This window comes from Microbacterium sp. PRC9 (genome assembly GCF_031844125.1).
GTDB lineage: Bacteria > Actinomycetota > Actinomycetes > Actinomycetales > Microbacteriaceae > Microbacterium.
Map to the genome: position 1 here is coordinate 87126 of NZ_JAUZUR010000008.1, position 18070 is coordinate 105195.

The window sequence follows — 18070 nt, forward strand, 5'->3', positions numbered from 1 at the left end:
ATGCTGCGCGCCGGCGTGCCGCCCAGAACCTCCGATGCTGTGCGCGCGGGTCAGCGGCGCGCCGTCACCTCGAACGGCCAGCGCACGCCCGTGGCGGTCTCGGCGACGTCCCAGAGGCGCGCGGCCACGACCGGGTCGCGGGTGATCTTCGAGGGGGTCTGCTTGCGGGGCTCGCCGCGCGAGCCGGTGCGCGGGCCCCAGAACTCGCCGCCCTCGACCTCGGGATCCGTGAGGGCCCGCACGAGCGGCCAGGCGCCGTGCTCCTTCGACTGCGCCATCGCCGCCTGCAGGTTGTCGCGGAAGCGCTTGGCGCGCGACGGCTCGTTGACGCCGACGATGCCGGGCGTGCGGCCGCCGGTCGAGTAGCCCGGGTGGGCGACGACGCTCGCGACCGGGATGCCGGCCGCGCGCAGGCGCCGGTCGGCCTCGAACCCGAGCGCCGTCGTCGCGACCTTCGACTGCACGTACGCGCGCCAGGCCGTGTAGTCGTCGACGAGCTGCGGGTCGACCGGGTCGTACGGCGTGAGCGAGGTCGACATGCTCCCCACCCACACCATGCGCCCGTGGGCGTCGGCGAGAGCCGGCAGGAGCTCTCCGGCGAGCGCGTAGTGGCCGAGGGCGTTGGTCGCGAACACGACCTCGTGCCCGTCGATCGTGGTCTCGCGGGACTTCGGGGCGTGGACGATCCCGGCGTTGAGCAGCACGCCGTCGAGGGCGCCCTTGCCCCGCACGCTCGCGGCGGCGGAGCGCACCGAGGCGAGGTTCGAGGTGTCGAGGATGAGCGGCTCGGTCGCGTCGGGTGCAGCATCCGGAACCCGGCGGCGGATCGCCGCACGCGCGGCCGACAGGCGGTTCGGATGGCGCGCTGACATGAGCACGTGCGCACCGGCGCGCACGAGCTGCTCGGACGCGAAGTAACCGAGGCCGGCATTGGATCCGGTCACGAGGTACACGCGTCCGGAAAGGTCTGGGAGGGTCCGGGGGTCCCACGTCACGGGAACGACCCTACGCCTGCCCGCCGCCTAGTCTTGACGCATGCGGACCCGCGCGGACATCGAATGCTGGCTCACCGACATGGACGGCGTGCTGGTCCACGAGAACACCCCCATCCCCGGGGCATCGGATCTGCTGCAGCAGTGGACCGATCAGGGTGTGCCGTTCCTCGTTCTCACCAACAACTCGATCTTCACGCCGCGCGATCTGTCGGCCCGGCTGCGGGCCTCCGGCCTCATCGTGCCGGAGGAGTCGATCTGGACCTCGGCCCTGGCCACCGCCGATTTCCTCAAGTCGCAGATGCCCGGCGGCTCGGCGTTCGTCATCGGCGAGGCGGGCCTGACGACGGCGCTTCACGAGGCCGGCTTCATCATGACCGAGACCGATCCCGATTACGTCGTCGTCGGCGAGACCCGCAACTACTCGTTCGAGGCGATCACGAAGGCGATCCGCTTCATCAACGCCGGCGCCCGTTTCATCGCGACCAACCCCGACGCCACCGGCCCTTCGACCGAGGGCGTGCTGCCGGCGACGGGTGCGATCTCGGCGCTCATCACCAAGGCGACGGGCATGGAGCCCTACGTCGTCGGCAAGCCGAACCCGATGATGTTCCGCTCGGCTCTGAACCGCATCGGCGCGCACTCCGAGAACACCGGCATGATCGGCGACCGCATGGACACCGACGTCGTCGCCGGCATCGAGGCAGGCCTGCACACCGTGCTCGTCCTGACGGGCATCAGCGACGCCGCCGAGATCGCCCGCTATCCCTTCCGCCCCGACGAGGTGCTGGACTCGGTCGCCGACCTCCTCGACCACGAGCCCGTCGAGTCCGAAGACCCCGAGCTGCTGTAGCACGGGGAACACGGATGCCTCGGCCCGAGGCATCCGTTCCCCCAGAAGTTGAGGCGGGCTTCCGCAGCGCCCGCCCCCGCCCGCAGCATCCCTGTGCCAGCCGCTGGTCCTCATTTGAGGATCAGAGCCGGGATGCGGACCGATACGCCGCGCCCGGCCCTCACCTCGGCCCACGACCTCAAATGAGGAGACGGATGCTGCACTCCCGCGCGTTCGGTCGCGACTACGTCGTGCGATCCCGGTCTTGCGGACGCAAGCCCTGGTCCTCATTTGAGGAGCAGAGCCGAGATGCGGACCGATACGCCGCGCCCGGCCCTCACTTCGGCCCACGACCTCAAATGAGGAGGCGGATGCTGCACTCCCGCGCGTTCGGTCGCGACTACGTCGTGCGATCCCGGTCTTGCGGGCGCAAGCTCCGGTCCTCAATTGAGGAGCAGGGCCGAGATGCGGACCGATACGCCGCGCCCGACCCTCACCTCGGCCCACGACCTCAAATGAGGAGGCGGATGCTGCACTCCCGCGAGTTCGGTCGCGACTCCGTCGTGCGATCCCGGTCTTGCGGGCGCAAGCCCTGGTCCTCATTTGAGGATCAGCGCCGAGATGCGGACCGATACGCCGCGCCCGACCCTCACCTCGGCCCACGACCTCAAATGAGGAGACGGATGCTGCGGCCCTGCGCCGGGCACAGCGCCCGCCGCACCGGTCAGGCCGCGACCGCGGCGCGGACGTCGAGGTCGGCGGCGTCGAGGCGGGCGCGCACGTCGGCGTCGAGGACGAGCTCCGACGCGGCGAGCGCCTCCTCCAGTTGCGCGACGCTCGAGATGCCGACCACGGGGATCACCGGCACCTCGGCGCCGAGCAGCCACGACAGCGCGACCTGGTTCGGCGTCGCACCGATCTCGGCCGCGACGTCGTGCAGCGCGCGCACGCGCTCGCGGTTGGACGCGTGCCGCATGGGTGCCCACATCGGCTTGTCGTCGCGGGCGAACGCGCCCTGGTGCAGCGGCGAGTACGCCGTGATCGTGAGCGGCGGACGTCCGTCGGTTCCCGCGGCGGCGGCGTAGTCGAGGAGCTCGACCGACACGTCGTTGGTGCGCCCGAAGCCCGGGCTCGGGTAGACGTAGCTGTAGCCCTGCTGCACGACGCCGTACGGGTCGACGCCCTGCCGCAGCGCCTCGTCGCGCGCCTCGATGAGGCGCCACAGCGCGACGTTCGAGATGCCCGAGATGCCGACGAGTCCGTCGCGCTGCAGCTGTCCGAAGGCGGCGACCGTCTCGGCGATCGGCGTCTCGCGGTCGTCGACGTGCCCGTACAGCACATCGATGCGCTCGACGCCGAGGTGCTGCAGGCTGAGGCGCGCCTCGCGGGCGACGACCTCGGCCGACAATCCCTGGAAGTTCGTCGGCTCGACGTTCTGCAGCGGCAGCGCGGGGTCCTTCTTCGCGGCGCCGAGCTTGGTCGCCAGGCGCACGTCGCCGAGTCCCCCGCGGCGGCGGATCCACGCGCCGAGCACGTCCTCGCTGTCGCGGCCGTGCCCGCCGACCCACGCGTTGTAGTTGTTCGCGGTGTCGACGAAGGTGCCGCCGGCGTCGGCGAAGCGGTCGAGGATCTCGAGCGACGTCCTGCTGTCGGTGCGCGTGCCGAAGAACATGGTGCCGAGGCAGAGGGTCGAGACCTCGAACGAGGTCGTGCCGTTGGAGATGGTGCGGAACTGCATGATGTGCCCTTTCCGTGGTTCGTGTTCCCATCGTGGATCGCGAGCGGTCTGGGAGTACGATCCGATTCCATGGCAGAAACCCAGACCAATCCGGTCGCGTGGGAGACGCTGCTCGACCTCGCCGCGTACGAGGGCCCGCGCCACGTGCGGCTGGAGCAGGCGGTGAGGGATGCTGTGGCCACCGGCCGCCTGGCGTCCGGCGCCGCACTTCCCCCGAGCCGCCTGCTCGCGACGTCGCTCGGCGTCTCGCGGTGGGTGGTCACGGAGGTGTACGGGCGGCTCACGGCCGAGGGCATCCTCGAGGCCCGGACCGGGTCGGCGACGCGGGTCGCCGCTGGGCCCACGCGCCCCGAGGCTCCGCGCGACGCGCCGGCGGCGCGTGGAGAGGGCGTGGGGACTGTGCGCGCCACCGCTTCGCGACCCGAGCCGGAGCATGTCGAGCCGCTGCGCCGGCCCCGTTACGACCTCGCCCCCGGCGTCCCCGACCTGCGGAACGCACCCCGCGCGCTGTGGCTGCGCGCGATGACCGAGGCGCTGACCGAAACCCCCGACACCGAGCTGTTCCGGCTCGACGGCGACGTGCCGGCTGCGCGCGCGGCGCTCGCCGCCTACCTGTCGCGGTCGCGCTTCGCGCGGGCCGACGCGGACGCCGTCCTCGTGACGCACGGCGCCGCCGACGGCATGCGCCGTGTCGCCCGGGCACTGCGCACCCTCGGCCACACCGCGCTGCTCGTCGAGGATCCATCGTGGCAGCGCATGCGGCAGGTCGCCGCGGCGGAGGGGCTCACGTCGGTGCCCGTTCCCGTCGACGACGGCGGGATCGACGTCGCGGCGCTGGTCGAGGCATCCGTCCGCACCGGCGCGCGCGCCGCTCTCGTGACACCCGCGCACCAGTTCCCCACGGGGGTGCCCCTGTCGGCCGAGCGCCGCGAGGGACTCGTCGCCTGGGCGCGCGCCCGCGACGGGGTCGTCGTCGAGGACGACTACGACGCCGAGTTCCGCTACGACCGGCGCCCGATCGGCGCGCTGCAGGCGATGGCACCCGATCGCGTCGTGCTCGCCGGAAGCCTCAGCAAGACCGCGACGCCAGCGCTCGGGGTCGGGTGGCTCGTGCTGCCGCCGTGGCTGCGCGACGCCGTGCGCGACGCGGGATCGGCGGCGCCGTCGACGCTCGACCAGCTCGCGCTCACCCGCTTCCTCATCTCCGGCGGCCTCGACCGGCACCTGCGCGGCGCGCGCACCCGCTACCGGCGCCGGCGCGAGGCGCTCCTCGCGGCATTGCAACGCGCGATGCCCGAGTGCCGCGTGTCGGGCATCGCGGCGGGGCTTCATGTGGTGCTCGAGCTGCCACCCGGGGTACGCGCGGCCGAGGTGGTGCGCACGGCCGAGCCCCGCGAGCTCGCTCTCACCGACATCCGCCGCTACCGCGTCTCACCCGACGCACCGGCGCCTGAGCGCCTCGTTCTCGGGTACGGCGACCTCGCCGATCCCCTCGTCGAGGAGGCCGTGCGCCTTCTCGCCGACACGGTGCGCGAGGTCGCCGCGCGCGACGTCACCGGCTCCCGGTAGGGTCGCGGCATGGGTGCGCTCGACGACGGCGAGATGGTGGAAGTGACGGATGCTGCGGCCTGGCGCGCGTGGCTCGACGCCAACCATCGCACCTCCAAGGGCGCGTGGCTCGTGCGGGCGCGACCGGGCTCCGACCTCGAGGTCATCGGGTACGAGGACGCGATCCTGCAAGCACTCTGCTTCGGGTGGATCGACGGCCCGGTGCGCTCGTTCGACGACGAGCGCGGCGGCCTGTGGTTCGCGCCGCGGCGCGCGACGAGCGGCTGGGCGGCGACGAACAAGGCGCGGCTCATCGAGCTCGAAGAGGCCGGCCTGATCACCGAGGCCGGCTACCGAGCGGTCGAGGTCGCCAAGGCGAACGGCGCGTGGACGGTGCTCGACAACGCCGAGGCGCTCCGCGAGCCCGACGACCTCGCCGCAGCGCTCGACGCCGCGCCCGCTGCGCGCACCGCCTGGGACGCGTTCCCGCCCTCGAGCCGCAAGCTGGGAATCTCCCACGTCGACATGGCGCGGCGCCCCGAGACCCGCGCCGCGCGCGTTGCGAAGCTCGTGGCCGACGCCGCGGAAGGGAAGCGCCCGTGATCTCCGAGACGGAGCAGACGCTGCTCCTGGTGACCGCCGCGATCATCACGCTCGGCACGCTCACGGTCATCATCTGGCAGTGGTGGCGGGGCCGCGGCAAGCGCGACTGATCCCGAACCGCCCCGACGGCCGACCCGGCCCCGGACGCCCGTCAGCCCTTGTGCTGCTCGCGGTAGGCGCGCGGACTCATGCCGTGCGTGCGGCGGAACTGCCGCGAGAAGTAGAACGGGTCGTCCAGCCCGACCCGGCGCCCGACCTCGGCGACCGGCAGATCCGTCGTGTCGAGCAGCGCCCGGGCCTGCGCCATCTTCAGGGCCTGGTGGTGCGCGTGCACACCGCCGCCGGTGGCCTGGCGGAACAGCGCGGCGAGGTGCGACGGCGACACCCCGACCATGGCGGCGAGCTCCGCGACCTGCACGCGCCCGTCGACACGCTCCTCGAGATAGCGCATCGCACGCTCGACGGGCGCACCCTCGCTCGGAAGGGCACGATCGACGACGAGCTGGGTGAACAGGCGCCACGCCATTCCCGACGTCGCGATGAGACGCGCCGGCGTCGGTTGGAGAGCGAGCGACATCGAGATCTCGTCGAGCAGGGCGGTGACGCGCTCGACCTGGCGCAGTGACAGCGTCAACCGGTCGGGACGGATACCGGCCGCCTCGGTGAGCTCGAGCACGTCACTCCCGCGCACATGGCACCACCAGATCGTCCAGGGATCGGTCGCATCCGCGCCGTACGAGTGGGCCACACCGCCGGGGATGACGATCGCCGTCGAACTCCCCACCCGCGTGCGGACGCCCTCCGCCTCCACCCATCCCGACCCGGCGACGCACACGATCACGATCGTCTCCGCCGCCCCACCGGGGCGGTGTCGTCCATGGTGTCTCGCACGCGGGAAGTACCCGGCATCCGTCACCAGCATGCGCCGTGTGACCGGCCGCGCGAGCGCAGCGTCGACGAGAGGACGAGGGACGACGCTCAGCCGCTCCCGCTCGAAGCCTTCCGCACGCTCCACTCCGGCATCCTGTCACGGATGGCCGTCGGATCGTCCAGGTCATCGCCACGATCCGCCATGGTCGCAATGCCCCCCGCGCGCGTAGCTTTGCCAGGTGACCGACGCCGACACCCAGAGCCGCATCGAGCTCCCCGAGGCTCCCGCCGATCAGGCCGCGATCCTCGCGGCGGGCGGAGTCGCCTGCTGGAGCGAGCCCCTCTGGATCGACACGTACGAGCCGGGCGAGCCGGATCCCTACCCGCTGTTCCTCGATCGGCGCGTCTATCAGGGGTCCAGCGGAAAGGTCTACCCGCTCCCGATGATCGACAGCGTCGCGCACGAGAAGGCGCCGCGGCAGTGGCACGCCATCCATCTCGAGAACGCCTACGTGCGCCTCGCGCTGCTCCCCGCGATCGGCGGTCGCATCCACGTCGGCTACGACAAGGTCGCGGGCTACGACTTCTTCTACCGCAACAACGTCATCAAGCCCGCGCTCGTGGGACTCGCCGGTCCGTGGATCTCGGGCGGCGTCGAGTTCAACTGGCCGCAGCACCACCGGCCCGCGACCTTCCTCCCGGTCGACACCCGCATCGAGCGGGAGGCCGACGGCGCTGTCGTGGTGTGGCACAGCGACCTCGACCCGCTGCAGCGCATGCGCGGCGTGCACGGGGTGCGGCTCCGGCCGGGATCGTCGCTGATCGAGCTCGAGGCCGCATTGCACAACCGCACCGACGTCCCGCAGACGTTCCTGTGGTGGGCCAACGTCGCGGCGCGTGCGCACGAGCGGTATCAGTCGTTCTTCCCCGACGACGTCGCTTTCGTCGCCGACCACGCGCGCCGGGCGATCTCCGCGTTCCCACGCGCCGACCGCCCCTACTACGGCGTCGACTACCCGGCGCTCGCGGCGGAGCGGCCGGACGCCGACCGCATCGACGTGTACAGCAGCATCCCGGTGCCGACCTCGTACATGATCACCGACACCGACGACTCGTTCTTCGGCGGCTACGACCACGCGGCCGATGCCGGCTTCGTCCACTGGGCGGACCTCGCGATCTCCCCCGGCAAGAAGCAGTGGACGTGGGGCGACGGCCCGATCGGGCGCGCATGGGACGACCAGCTGACCGACGACGACGGCCCGTACGTCGAGCTCATGGCCGGCGTCTACACCGACAATCAGCCCGACTTCAGCTGGATGCTCCCCGGCGAGACCAAGCGGTTCCGTCAGTACTGGTACCCGATCCACGCCACCGGAGCCGTACGGCAGGCGACGACGGATGCCGCGATCGGCGTGCGCGCCGACGGCGACGGCACTCTCATCACGGCGATCGCGACGCGGGTGCTCCCGGCGGCGGTGATCGAGGTGCGTCGAGGTGGCGCGACGGTCGCGCGTTGGACCGCCGACCTCGGCCCCGATGCGCCCTTCGCCGCCGTCACGGACATCGCCGTCGATGCTGCGGGCCTCGAGGTGCGTGTCCTCCACGCGGGCGAGACCATCGTTGCCTGGCGAGCGCGAGCAGGGAACGCGGGCGAGCCCTGGGTAGCGACCGCGCCGCCCCTGCCCGACGACATCGCGTCCAACGACGAGCTCTATGCGACGGCCGTGCACCTGCTGCAGTACCGCCACCCCACCCGCTCGGCGGTGCCGTACCTGCACGAGGCGCTGCGACGTGACGCCGGCGATTCGCGCGCGGCGACCGCGCTCGGATCGTGGCACCTCGCCCGCGGCGAGTACGCGGCGGCGCGCGATCTGCTCGAGGCGGCCACCGCGCAGCTCACCCGGCGCAACCTCAACCCGCGCGACGGTGAAGCCGCGTACCTGCTCGGCCTCGTGCACGAACGGCTCGGCGACGACCACGCGGCCGATCGCTGCCTGGCGAAGGCCGCCTGGAACGCGGCGTTCGCGCCGGCGGCGATACTCGCTCGGGCACGCATCGCCCTGCGCGCGGGATCGACTGCCGCGGCGCTCGACCTCGCTCGCTCGGCTGCGCCTATCCCCGAGGCAGGACGCCTCGAAGCCCTGGCACTCGCCCGCCGCGGTGAGGGCGCAGCATCCGTCGCCCGCGTCGCCGAGCTGCTCGCGGCCGACCCGCTCGACCCGGCGACCCGTGCGCTCGCGGGCGCGTCGATCGACCGCGACGCCCGCACGGCGCTCGAGGTCGGTGCCGAGTTCGCGCGGGCGGGCGCCGTCGACGAGGCCCTCGCGGCCACCGCGGCCGCCGTCGAGCGCACGCCCTCGGCGGGTCTCGCAGGTCCCCTCCGCCACTACCTGCGCGCGCACTGGCTCGAACGGTCCGGACGCGCCGCCGAGGCCGACGACGAGCGCTCCCTCGGACGGGGGACTTCGACCACGCTGGCTTTCCCCGCCGGCCTCGACCACTTCGACGCGCTCGTCGCCGCGGTCGCCGCCGACCCGCACGACGTCGTCGCCGCGGGGCTCCTCGGCATGTGGCTGCTCGACGCCGGCCGTCACGCCGACGCGCTCGCGCACCTGCGCTGCGCGACCGAGGGCGGCTCGACCGACCCAGTGGTGTGGCGCAACCTCGCGATCGCGCTCGTCGCGGTCGACGACGACGCGGCCGCGGCCGACGCGGCGCTCGCCCACGCCCTGTCGCTGCGCCCGGACGCGCGGCTGCTTCTCGAGCGCGACGTGCTCGCGGTGCGGAGGGGGACGGATGCCGCAACCCGGCTCTCGCTGCTCGAGGCCCACGCCGTCCTGCTCGACGCCCGCGACGACCTGGCGGTGCGCCATGCGAACCTGCTTCTCGATGTCGGGCGCACCGACGAGGCGTGGATCCTGCTCACGACCCGCCGCTTCCGGCCGTTCGAGGGCGGCGAGGGGCTCGTGATCGCAGCGTACGACCGCGCCGCGTGCCGACTCGCGGAACGGATGCTGGAGACGGCGCCGGCCGACGCGGTCTCGCTGCTGGAGTCCGGCTTCGTTCCGCCGCGCACCCTCGGCGAGGGACGCCACCCGGCCGAGCGTCCGGTGCAGCGATGGGTGCTGCTCGGCGCCGCGCGCGCGGCTGCCGGAGACGCGGCAGGTGCGGCCGAGGCCTGGCGCACGGCCGTCGCACCGTCGCCGCTGGCAGTGGCACCGCGGGCGGCCGACGAGTCGACGTACTGGACCGGGGTGGCGCATCTCCACCTCGCCGACGCGACGAGCGCGGCGTCCGCGTGGGATGCCCTGGACGCGCGTGCGACGGCGCTGCGCGCCGCGAGCGACGAGGTCGACTACTTCGCCACCTCCGTGCCCGAACTGACCTCGTTCGATGCGTCCACCGCGACGGCGCGGGCAGCCATGGCCGACCGGCTCGAACGGCTGGCGGAGCGCGGACGCGCGCAGCAGCTCGCAGCGCGGCCCGTTGACGTTTCGGAGAGGACCCGCACATGACCGAGCGCTACCTGGGATCCGGCACGATCGAGCGCGACGAGTCGGCCCTCACCGGACCCGTGCCGGCGCATCTTCCGCAGCGGCTCACCATCACCTTGTGGGACTTCTCCTGGTACACGCAGGCGGGTCCCGGCGAGCCGTACGCCGATCTCGACGCGGCGGTGGCGGAGGCCGCCTCCCTGGGTTACAACGCCATCCGCATCTGCGCCGCGCCGGTGCTGCTCTTCGGCGGACTGGGACTCTATGAGGTCGCCCGCGACCTCGAGATCGGCGGGCTCGGCCCGTCCCCGCTCGGCGGATACTTCGGACAGCGCACCCGGTGGTACGACACTCCCGGCGGCTACCGCATCGATCTGCGGGCGCGCCTTCTCGCGCTCTTCGAATCTGCCGCCGCGCACGGCATGGTGATCATCCTCGCCAGCTGGGAGTACCAGCAGTCGACCGCGTTCGCCGCCTCCCCGGCATGGTTCGAAGCGATCGACGCGGTGCCGCTCGCCGATCGCTACGGCGTCCTCTCCGACGCCTGGGACGCGATGATCGAGTGGCTCACCGACCACGGCCACCGTGATCGCATCGCGCTCGTCGAGCTGCACAACGAGGTCGACTTCTCGATCCTGCCCGCGCTCGAGGACGGCGGAGCGGAGGAGGTGACGCGCCTGCGGGCGCAGCATCCGGATCTCCTCATCACCGCCGGCTACGGCAAGCCGCCCCACCTCGCCATGCACCGGCTCCCCGACGGGCTGGGCGCCGCGCAGTTCCACGTGTACAGCTACGGCGTGCTCGACGCGCTGCAGCAGCGCATCGACATCCGCTCCGAGGGCAGCGAGGGCTTTCCCCATGCCGCCCTCCAGGAACTGCTGCGCAGTGATGCCCCGTCCCTCGCGGAGTACGGTCGCGCCGCCGAGTGGAAGTACCGCGCGACGGTCGTCACGGACCAGATGATCTACGGCTACGACTGGATCGACCCTGTCGTGTGGGACACCTGGCTCGTCGACCACTACCCGCCGTACGAGCAGGTGATGCGCCGGGAGATCGCCTCGCGGACCATCGCCATCGCCGCGTGGGCGCGCTGGCAGGGCGTCCCGGCGATCGTCGGGGAGGGGTGGGTCGGCTACACGCCGCTGCACGGCACCTTCGAAGAGGGCCCGATCGGCCGGTCCCTCGCCGAGCACGGCGTGCGCACGGCGCTGGACCACGGCGTGTGGGGCGTCGTGCTGTCGTCGAACGCCGCCCCGCACCATCCGATGTGGCAGCTGCGCGACTGGCAGCGCGAGCTCAACGCGCAGATCCTCGCCCGCTGAGTGTGCGGGGTGTGCGGCTCAGCGGCCCACCACCGCCTCCTCGTCGACCCGTCCGAGCTTCTCGGGGTTGGCGATCGAGTACACCTGCGTGATCCGCCCGTCGACGACGGTCAGGCTGACGACGCCGACGAGCACACCGTCGAGCTCCATGCGCACCCCGGGCTGCCCGTTGACCCAGGTCGACGACGCCGCCAAGGTGCCTTCGACCTTCGCCATGCCGCCGACGAGGTAGCGTGCGAGCCGCTCCGCGCCGACGATCGGCCGGCGGGCCGCACCGCGCACCTTGCCGCCGCCGTCGGCGACGGACACGACGTCAGGCGCCAGCACGTCCATGAGGCCCTGCAGGTCCCCGCTGTTGAGCGCCACGACGAGGCGTTCCACGACCTCCTCGTGCTCGGTGGGGCCGACCGTCATGCGAGGGCGGCGCGCGGCGACGTGGTCCTTCGCACGGTGGGCGATCTGCCGCACGGCCGCAGGGGTCTTGCCCACCGCATCCGCGATCTCGTCGTACGGGACATCGAACACCTCGCGCAGCACGAACACCGCCCGCTCGGCCGGGCCGAGCGTCTCGAGCACCGTGAGCATGGCGATCGAGAGGTTCTCGGCGAGCTCGACGTCGTCGGCCACGTCGGGGCTCGTGAGCAGCGGCTCGGGGAGCCACTCCCCGACGTACTCCTCCCGCCGCCGCGACACCGTGCGCAAGTGGTTGAGCGCCTGCCGCGTCACGATGCGCACGAGGTAGGCGCGCGGCTCCTGCACGGTGTCGTGCTCGACGGCCGCCCACCGCAGCCACGACTCCTGCAGCACGTCCTCGGCGTCGGCGGCCGAGCCGAGCATCTCGTACGCGACGGTGAACAGCAGGCTCCGGTGCCTGACGAACGGGTCGTCGACGGCGGCGGTGCTCATGGCCGGGAGCCTACGCGGAAGCGCCGACGGCCGGCCGTGCGGCGAGCGGAGGCAGGCCGCAGGCGTCGGCGAAGTGCTCGGAACGGATGCCGAGCGCGATGTTCATCCGCGCCGACATGTTCATGAACGCCACCCTGGCGGCCAGTTCGACGAGCCCGGCAGCGCCGAGGTCGGCGAGGAGCGCATCCGACAGGTCATCCGTGACGGCGGGCGGCGTCTGGCTCGCCGCCTCGGCGTACTCCATCACGCGGCGCTCGAGCGGCGTGAACAGGCTGGATTCCCGCCACCGCGGCACCTCGCGCACCTTCGCCGCGTCCACGTCGCGGTCCCGTGACATGAAGTAGTTGAAGTCCAGGCAGAAGCTGCAGCCGATGGTCGCCGCCGACGCCATCGCGGCGAAGGTCGCGAGGCTCGGGTCGAGCTCGTGCCAGCCCTCGACCTTCTGGCCGATGCCCATCGAGTCCTTCATCACGCCGCGGTGATGCCACAGCACGCCGAGGGAGTCGGGCACGCGGCCGACCATCTTCTTGGCGACCGCCTTGGTCAGCGCGCCGGAGACGCCGGTGACCTCTGCGGTGGGGATGCGGGTGTCGCTGCTCATGTCTACCTCCGTGTCGATTCGGTCCTTCGACATGGAGACACCGGCGGGCGCCGGCGTGTGACACCCCGCGGAGTATTACTGCGGATCGAGGCCCAGGTCGTCGAGGTCGATCGCGGCGAGCCACTGCAGGCCCTCGGCCTCCACGGCCGCCTGCGCGCCGGTCTTGCGGTCCACGATGACGGCGACGGCGACCGGCTCCGCGCCCTCGCGGCGGAGGGCCTCGACCGCCTTCAGCGCCGACTGGCCGGTGGTCGAGGTGTCTTCGAGCACGACGACGCGCTTGCCCGCGACATCCGCCCCCTCCACCTGGCGGCCGCGGCCGTGGTCCTTCGGCTCCTTGCGCACGACGAAGGCGTCGAGCGGCTTGTGGGTGCGCGCGGACTCGTGCATCACGGCGTTGGCGATCGGGTCGGCGCCGAGGGTCAGGCCGCCGACGGCGACGATGCCGTCCACGTCGCGGATGAGATCGAGCATGATGCGCCCGATCGACGGTGCCGCACGGTGGTCGAGCGTCAGCTTGCGCATGTCGACGTAGTACGTCGCCTTCTTGCCGCTCGAGAGGGTGAAGTCTCCGTGGAACACCGCCTCGTCCTGGATCAGCGCGATCAGATACTGGCGGTCGGCTTCGAGCTGCGGCGTGGAGGCGGCGGTCATGCCCTCGATTTTACGGATGCTGCGCCCCGGCGCCGCTCAGGAGCCGATGGGGACCAGCTTCTTGTACGTGGTCGAGAAGCCCCACTTCTGCACCGAGCCCCAGTAACCGCAGGCATCGCCGGCATAGATGATCCCCCCGGAGTTCGTGATCGACCACGCGGTCGAGCGCTGCGCCGCCAGGCATGCCGTGCTGGTCGTGTAACCCGACTTCGTGATGGTGAAGGACTTGTACCCCATCGTCGCGGCCTGGGCGGGTGCTGCGGCGGCGATGCCTGCACCCGAGGCGACGCAGACGGCGAGGACGCCGGCGAGCAAGCGGTTCTTGACGGTCATGACGGCCCTTCTCATGGCTGATGGCGCCTCAGTCTTCCACAGCCGCGTCGGTTCCGTCCTCGATCGGTCGCCCGCTGAGCATCGCGACGTCGCGCGGAGCCGCGCGAGAGGCGATCGCCTCGCGCCGCTCGTCGTTCCCGGTGGCGCCCGGCGGCAGCAGCGCCGCCACGGCTCGCGACACCGCGGGATCGGCATCGGCCGCCTCGAGGGCGTCCGTGCGCGAGAGCGCCAGGCGGGCGGCAGCGGCGGTGCCTGCGTCCTCCGACGCGGCGAGACGCTCGAGCGCCGGCTCGGCGGCACCGATGACGCCCGCCCCGAGCAGGCTCTGCACGACATCGCGATCGCGGAGGTCCGCGGCGAGCGCGGCATCCTCGCCCGCGGTCCGCACGAGCACCGCCGTGTTCGACGTGAGCGTCTCGCCCGGGCGCGCGGCGAAGCGTGCGACCACGTCGTAGCGACCGGGCGCGGGGAAGAGCGGCTCACTGCCCTCCGACACGAGTGGCACCGCAGCGACCAGGCGCTCCCCCGCCGCGAGTGCGACCGAACGCAGCGCCGAGTCGGCAGGCCACGGCCAGGTGGCACGGGCGACGCGCCCGTCGGGCCCCGTCACCTCCACCTCGAGGTCGCCCTCGATGAGATTGAGCCGGGCGCTCACGGTCGCCGCACCGCCGACCGCCGCGACCTCCACCTCGGCGAAGGCGACGCGATCGAGGGGAACGGACGCGGCGGGGAGCCGGAGCCGAAGCTCCAGCCCGCCGCCCTGCGCATCGGATGTCACACGTCGATCCTTGCTCCGCGCAGCGCCGTTGTCACCGGGTCAGCGCCCGTGCGGCGAGACGAAGTCCTCGGCGATCTGCTCGGCCGCCGCGACGTCCTTCCCGGCTGCCGACCTCGCGCCGCCCTTCGTGCGCGCCTTGAGCGCCGCCACCGTGTCGGCGACGACCGGCGCGTTCCTCTCGGTCGGGCTCGCGACAGTCACGGCGAGAGCGGCGACGCGTTCGGCAGACCGGCCCGCCAGGGCCAGCTCGAGGAAGTGCGCCGCTTCGTCCGGCGCCGCGTCCCGCACGCCACGGGCGCGGAGGTCGGTGAACGAGCGCGCCAGCGAGTTCGCGAGCACCAGCGCCCCGGCGGCGCCCGTGTCGGTGTCGCTGTGCTGCTCGGCCAGGGCGGTCAGCACAGTTCGGGCGGCAGCATCCGTCGCGAAATCGCCCAGGGCGATCGCGCGACCGACGCCCGGCGTGAGCGTCTTCGCGCTGATGTCGACCTCGGCTTCGGACGCCGGGCCGCGCACGTCGACCGTCACCGGCGCCGAGCGCACGGTCGTCACCGGATCGACTTCCAGCTGCGCGGCGACGGTGTGGCGTCCCGGCTCGGTGAAGGTCACCCCCTGGTTCGTGAAGAAGACCTGCACGTGGTTGCGGATCGACTCCCCCGGCTGGAGCACCGTCGTCGGCCGAGGGCCGCAGCCGATCGCGACGTCGACGAGGTGCTCGAGCGACCGGTCGGGCGAGGTGTGGAGGAAGACGAGGTCGCCCTCCGACAGGTTGATCAGCGTCGTGACCGTGCGGGGCTGGTCCGACACGTTCGTGAGCGCGACCTCGGCGGTGACATACTCGCCGACGAACGCCTGCGCGGGCATGGTGACGGTCAGCTGCAGCGCATCGTCGCCCGTGTCGCCCGCAAGACCCGCGACGTCGACCGGCGCCGGCAGCCCTGCCGAGAGATTGCCGTGGCCCCAGCCGAAGTTCTTCCAGCCGGGCCGCACCTGCGGGTCGGGCGAGTGGATGAGCGACGTGCGGTCGTGCTCCGAGAACACGAACGCCGCGTTGCCCGGGTAGGGGTTGGCGACCGTGGCGAAGCCCATGACGTCGCCCGTCTGGTTCATGATCTCGATGCCGATGCCCGGGTTGTGGACGTCGTGCTTGGGGTGCCACAGGTTGAACGCGTGGCCCGCCTCGTGCACCAGCGTGCGCAGGAACGCCGCCGGCACCTCGTCCAGCGGACGGTTCCGTGCCGCCGCGGCGATGAACGAGTCGTTGCCGAGCGTCACATCGGCGAATCCCGCCGCGCCTTCGCGCGGCACCGTGTCGTCGTCGAACATGATCCCGAAAAGCCCGCCCTGCGATGAGCCGACGAACAGCCACAGCCGCCACTGCTCACCGGCCACCGTCTGGCGGTGCCCCGACATGAGGGTCGCGAGCTCGGCGTTCGTGAGATCGGCGTCGTTCGGCACGTCGATCTCGTCCGTGACGACGGTGACGTCCCAGCCGGCCGAGGCATAGACCGAGCGCACATTGGCCGCGGCCCCCGAACCGATGGTGGCGGATGCCGGGAACACGCGGTTCACCATGGCATCCACCTCGATGCGGCACCCGCGGTACATCGGCGACGTCTTGCTCGCCGTGACGGTGGTGACGGTGCCGCCGATGGAGAGCGTCCCCGTCATGCGCTGCGAGGGCGCCACGAGCGCGGACGCGGGCGCCAGCACGAGCGGCCGCCGGCAGCGGAGCGTGAGCGTACCGGTGTCGGTGGTGACGAACTCCTGCGTCGAGCGGTTCCAGAGGTGCCGCACGATCTGAACAGTGAGGGTGCCGTCGACGTAGGTGGCGCCGTGGGAGCGGAAGTACCAGGAGTACTCCGCCTTGGGGAATGCGGGGTAGGTGCGCAGGCGCACCGGCAGGACGTCGGCGACCGCCGGATCGTCGTCCGGGCCGAGATCGCGGGCCGCGGCATCGGCGCCTGCGGCCGGCCCCGGATCCGGGATCGGCACGGGGCGCTGCACCTCACCGAGCACCGGTGGGAAGACCCGCCGCGAGTACATGTCACCCGAGATGCGCAGCGAGGAGGCGCCGACTTCGATGCGCAGCGCGCCGCGCACCTCGGGGGCGAACACGGTGCGCCGTTCGAGCTCGAGCAGCCACGAGCCGTCGAGCGTGCCGAGCGGGCACGGCCGGGTCGGCAGCTCGGGCCGGATGATCGGCCCGGTGACGAGCTCGCCGTCGGCGTCGAACTCGAGGGGCGTGTCGTCGTGCGCGGCGGAGGCCGCGTGGCCGCAGCCGCAGTCGTGGTCCATGGTGGGTCTCGCTTTCCCGACCGCGGACGCGGCCGCTGACACAAAGGAGAATCCTCCTCGGAGCACTGATACGCCAGGGGTCACAGCATCCGCAGCGCCGTTCGGCGTCCGCCACCCCGCCTAGGCTTGATCCCATGCGCCTGGCCACCTGGAACGTCAACTCGATCCGCGCGCGGGTCGACCGCATCGTCGACTTCGCGGTGCGCGAGCACATCGACGTGCTCGCGATGCAGGAGATCAAGTGCAAGACCGAGCAGTTCCCGTTCGACCGGTTCGAAGATGCCGGCTATCACGTCGAGGCATACGGCTTCTCGCAGTGGAACGGCGTCGCCATCGCCAGCCGCGAACCGCTCACGAACGTGCGCACCGCCTTCCCGGGCATGCCCGGATTCGAGAAGGGGCACAACGGCCCCGACGCCCCGCAGGAGGCGCGGGCGATGGGCGCGACCATCGGCGGCGTCGAGGTCTGGAGCCTGTACGTGCCCAACGGGCGGTCGCTCGGCGACCCCCACTATTACTACAAGCTCGACTGGCTGTCGGCGCTCGAGCAGTACACGGCGCAGTCGCTGACCGCGAACCCCGACCTCGCGCTCGCCCTGGTCGGCGACTTCAACATCGCGCCGACGGATGCCGACAACGGCGACCCCACCGTCGTGCAGGGCTTCGCGACCCACGTCTCGCCGCCCGAGCGCGAGGCGTTCGCCGCCCTGGAGGCGGCGGGACTTCAGGACGTCGTGCGCCCGCTCATCCCGACCGGGTTCACCTACTGGGACTACAAGCAGCTGCGCTTCCCCCGCAACGAGGGCATGCGCATCGACTTCATCCTCGGCTCGCACACGATCGCCGACGCCGTCACGGGGGCGACGATCCACCGCAACGAGCGCAAGGGCGAGGCCCCGAGCGACCACGTGCCGGTCGTCGTCGACCTCGACCTCGAAGGCCCGGACGACGAAGATCGCCCGATGATCTTCTGAGATCCCCGGGGCTGGGGCCTCGTCTCCACCGCCGATGCCACTCCGGCCGTGGCAGCGGTGATCGCCGGAACGCCCTCCGGGGGTGGCGGGGCGTCCGGCTCTGGGGAAGCAGGCGTTGAGGGCGCCTCTG

15 protein-coding genes are annotated in these 18070 nt (G+C 72.2%); 6 read left to right on the top strand and 9 right to left on the bottom strand.

Translation table 11 applies throughout. The features are described from left to right. Positions 1-50: 50 nt before the first annotated feature. Entirely contained in the window at positions 51-995 is a 945-nt protein-coding gene (locus Q9R33_RS17705; protein ID WP_311294564.1) for an SDR family NAD(P)-dependent oxidoreductase, read from the bottom strand. A gap of 40 nt (positions 996-1035) precedes the next feature. Between Q9R33_RS17705 and Q9R33_RS17710 the strand changes: the two genes are divergently transcribed. After that, positions 1036-1845 carry an HAD-IIA family hydrolase gene (locus Q9R33_RS17710; protein ID WP_056366099.1) on the top strand — a complete coding sequence of 270 codons (810 nt, stop codon included), beginning with the start codon at positions 1036-1038 and terminating at the stop codon, positions 1843-1845. A 703-nt stretch (positions 1846-2548) separates the two neighbouring features. Here Q9R33_RS17710 and Q9R33_RS17715 read toward each other — a convergent pair. Beyond that, positions 2549-3562 carry an aldo/keto reductase gene (locus Q9R33_RS17715; protein WP_311294565.1) on the bottom strand — a complete coding sequence of 338 codons (1014 nt, stop codon included), beginning with the start codon at positions 3560-3562 and terminating at the stop codon, positions 2549-2551. A 69-nt stretch (positions 3563-3631) separates the two neighbouring features. Here Q9R33_RS17715 and Q9R33_RS17720 point away from each other — a divergent pair, with 69 nt between their 5' ends. Together Q9R33_RS17720 and Q9R33_RS17725 are read left to right on the top strand one after the other, a co-directional pair. Further along, positions 3632-5131: a PLP-dependent aminotransferase family protein gene (locus Q9R33_RS17720; protein ID WP_311294566.1), complete on the top strand. Its 1500-nt coding sequence runs from the start codon at positions 3632-3634 to the stop codon at positions 5129-5131. 9 nt (positions 5132-5140) lie between these two features. After that, complete coding sequence (locus Q9R33_RS17725; RefSeq protein ID WP_310243790.1) at positions 5141-5713, top strand: YdeI/OmpD-associated family protein; 573 nt, start codon at positions 5141-5143, stop codon at positions 5711-5713. 151 nt (positions 5714-5864) lie between these two features. On the opposite strand, the gene Q9R33_RS17730 is transcribed toward Q9R33_RS17725, so the two are convergent. Next, positions 5865-6728 carry an AraC family transcriptional regulator gene (locus tag Q9R33_RS17730; protein WP_310243792.1) on the bottom strand — a complete coding sequence of 288 codons (864 nt, stop codon included), beginning with the start codon at positions 6726-6728 and terminating at the stop codon, positions 5865-5867. 94 nt (positions 6729-6822) lie between these two features. On the opposite strand from Q9R33_RS17730, the gene Q9R33_RS17735 reads away from it, so the two are divergent. Beyond that, entirely contained in the window at positions 6823-10098 is a 3276-nt protein-coding gene (locus Q9R33_RS17735; RefSeq protein WP_311294567.1) for a DUF5107 domain-containing protein, read from the top strand. Next, entirely contained in the window at positions 10095-11399 is a 1305-nt protein-coding gene (locus tag Q9R33_RS17740) for a cellulase-like family protein (RefSeq protein ID WP_311294568.1), read from the top strand. The genes Q9R33_RS17735 and Q9R33_RS17740 overlap by 4 nt, the downstream gene beginning before the upstream one ends. 18 nt (positions 11400-11417) lie before the next feature. On the opposite strand, the gene Q9R33_RS17745 is transcribed toward Q9R33_RS17740, so the two are convergent. The 6 genes from Q9R33_RS17745 to Q9R33_RS17770 all read right to left on the bottom strand — a co-directional run bounded on the left by Q9R33_RS17745 (position 11418) and on the right by Q9R33_RS17770 (position 16966). Further along, entirely contained in the window at positions 11418-12305 is an 888-nt protein-coding gene (locus tag Q9R33_RS17745; protein ID WP_311294569.1) for an RNA polymerase sigma-70 factor, read from the bottom strand. Between the two features lie 10 nt (positions 12306-12315). Further along, entirely contained in the window at positions 12316-12906 is a 591-nt protein-coding gene (locus Q9R33_RS17750) for a carboxymuconolactone decarboxylase family protein (RefSeq protein ID WP_311294570.1), read from the bottom strand. 75 nt (positions 12907-12981) lie between these two features. Beyond that, entirely contained in the window at positions 12982-13560 is a 579-nt protein-coding gene (gene pyrE, locus Q9R33_RS17755; RefSeq protein WP_045299293.1) for an orotate phosphoribosyltransferase, read from the bottom strand. A 36-nt stretch (positions 13561-13596) separates the two neighbouring features. Then, positions 13597-13893, bottom strand: a complete 297-nt coding sequence (locus Q9R33_RS17760) for a hypothetical protein (RefSeq protein ID WP_311294571.1) — start codon at positions 13891-13893, stop codon at positions 13597-13599. A 28-nt stretch (positions 13894-13921) separates the two neighbouring features. Further along, positions 13922-14671, bottom strand: coding sequence for a hypothetical protein (locus Q9R33_RS17765; RefSeq protein ID WP_311294572.1), 750 nt, complete (start codon positions 14669-14671; stop codon positions 13922-13924). Positions 14672-14710: 39 nt separating this feature from the next. Beyond that, positions 14711-16966, bottom strand: coding sequence for a hypothetical protein (locus Q9R33_RS17770; protein WP_311294573.1), 2256 nt, complete (start codon positions 16964-16966; stop codon positions 14711-14713). 134 nt (positions 16967-17100) lie between these two features. Between Q9R33_RS17770 and Q9R33_RS17775 the strand changes: the two genes are divergently transcribed. After that, positions 17101-17940, top strand: coding sequence for an exodeoxyribonuclease III (locus Q9R33_RS17775; protein ID WP_311294574.1), 840 nt, complete (start codon positions 17101-17103; stop codon positions 17938-17940). The last annotated feature ends 130 nt before the right edge of the window (positions 17941-18070 follow it).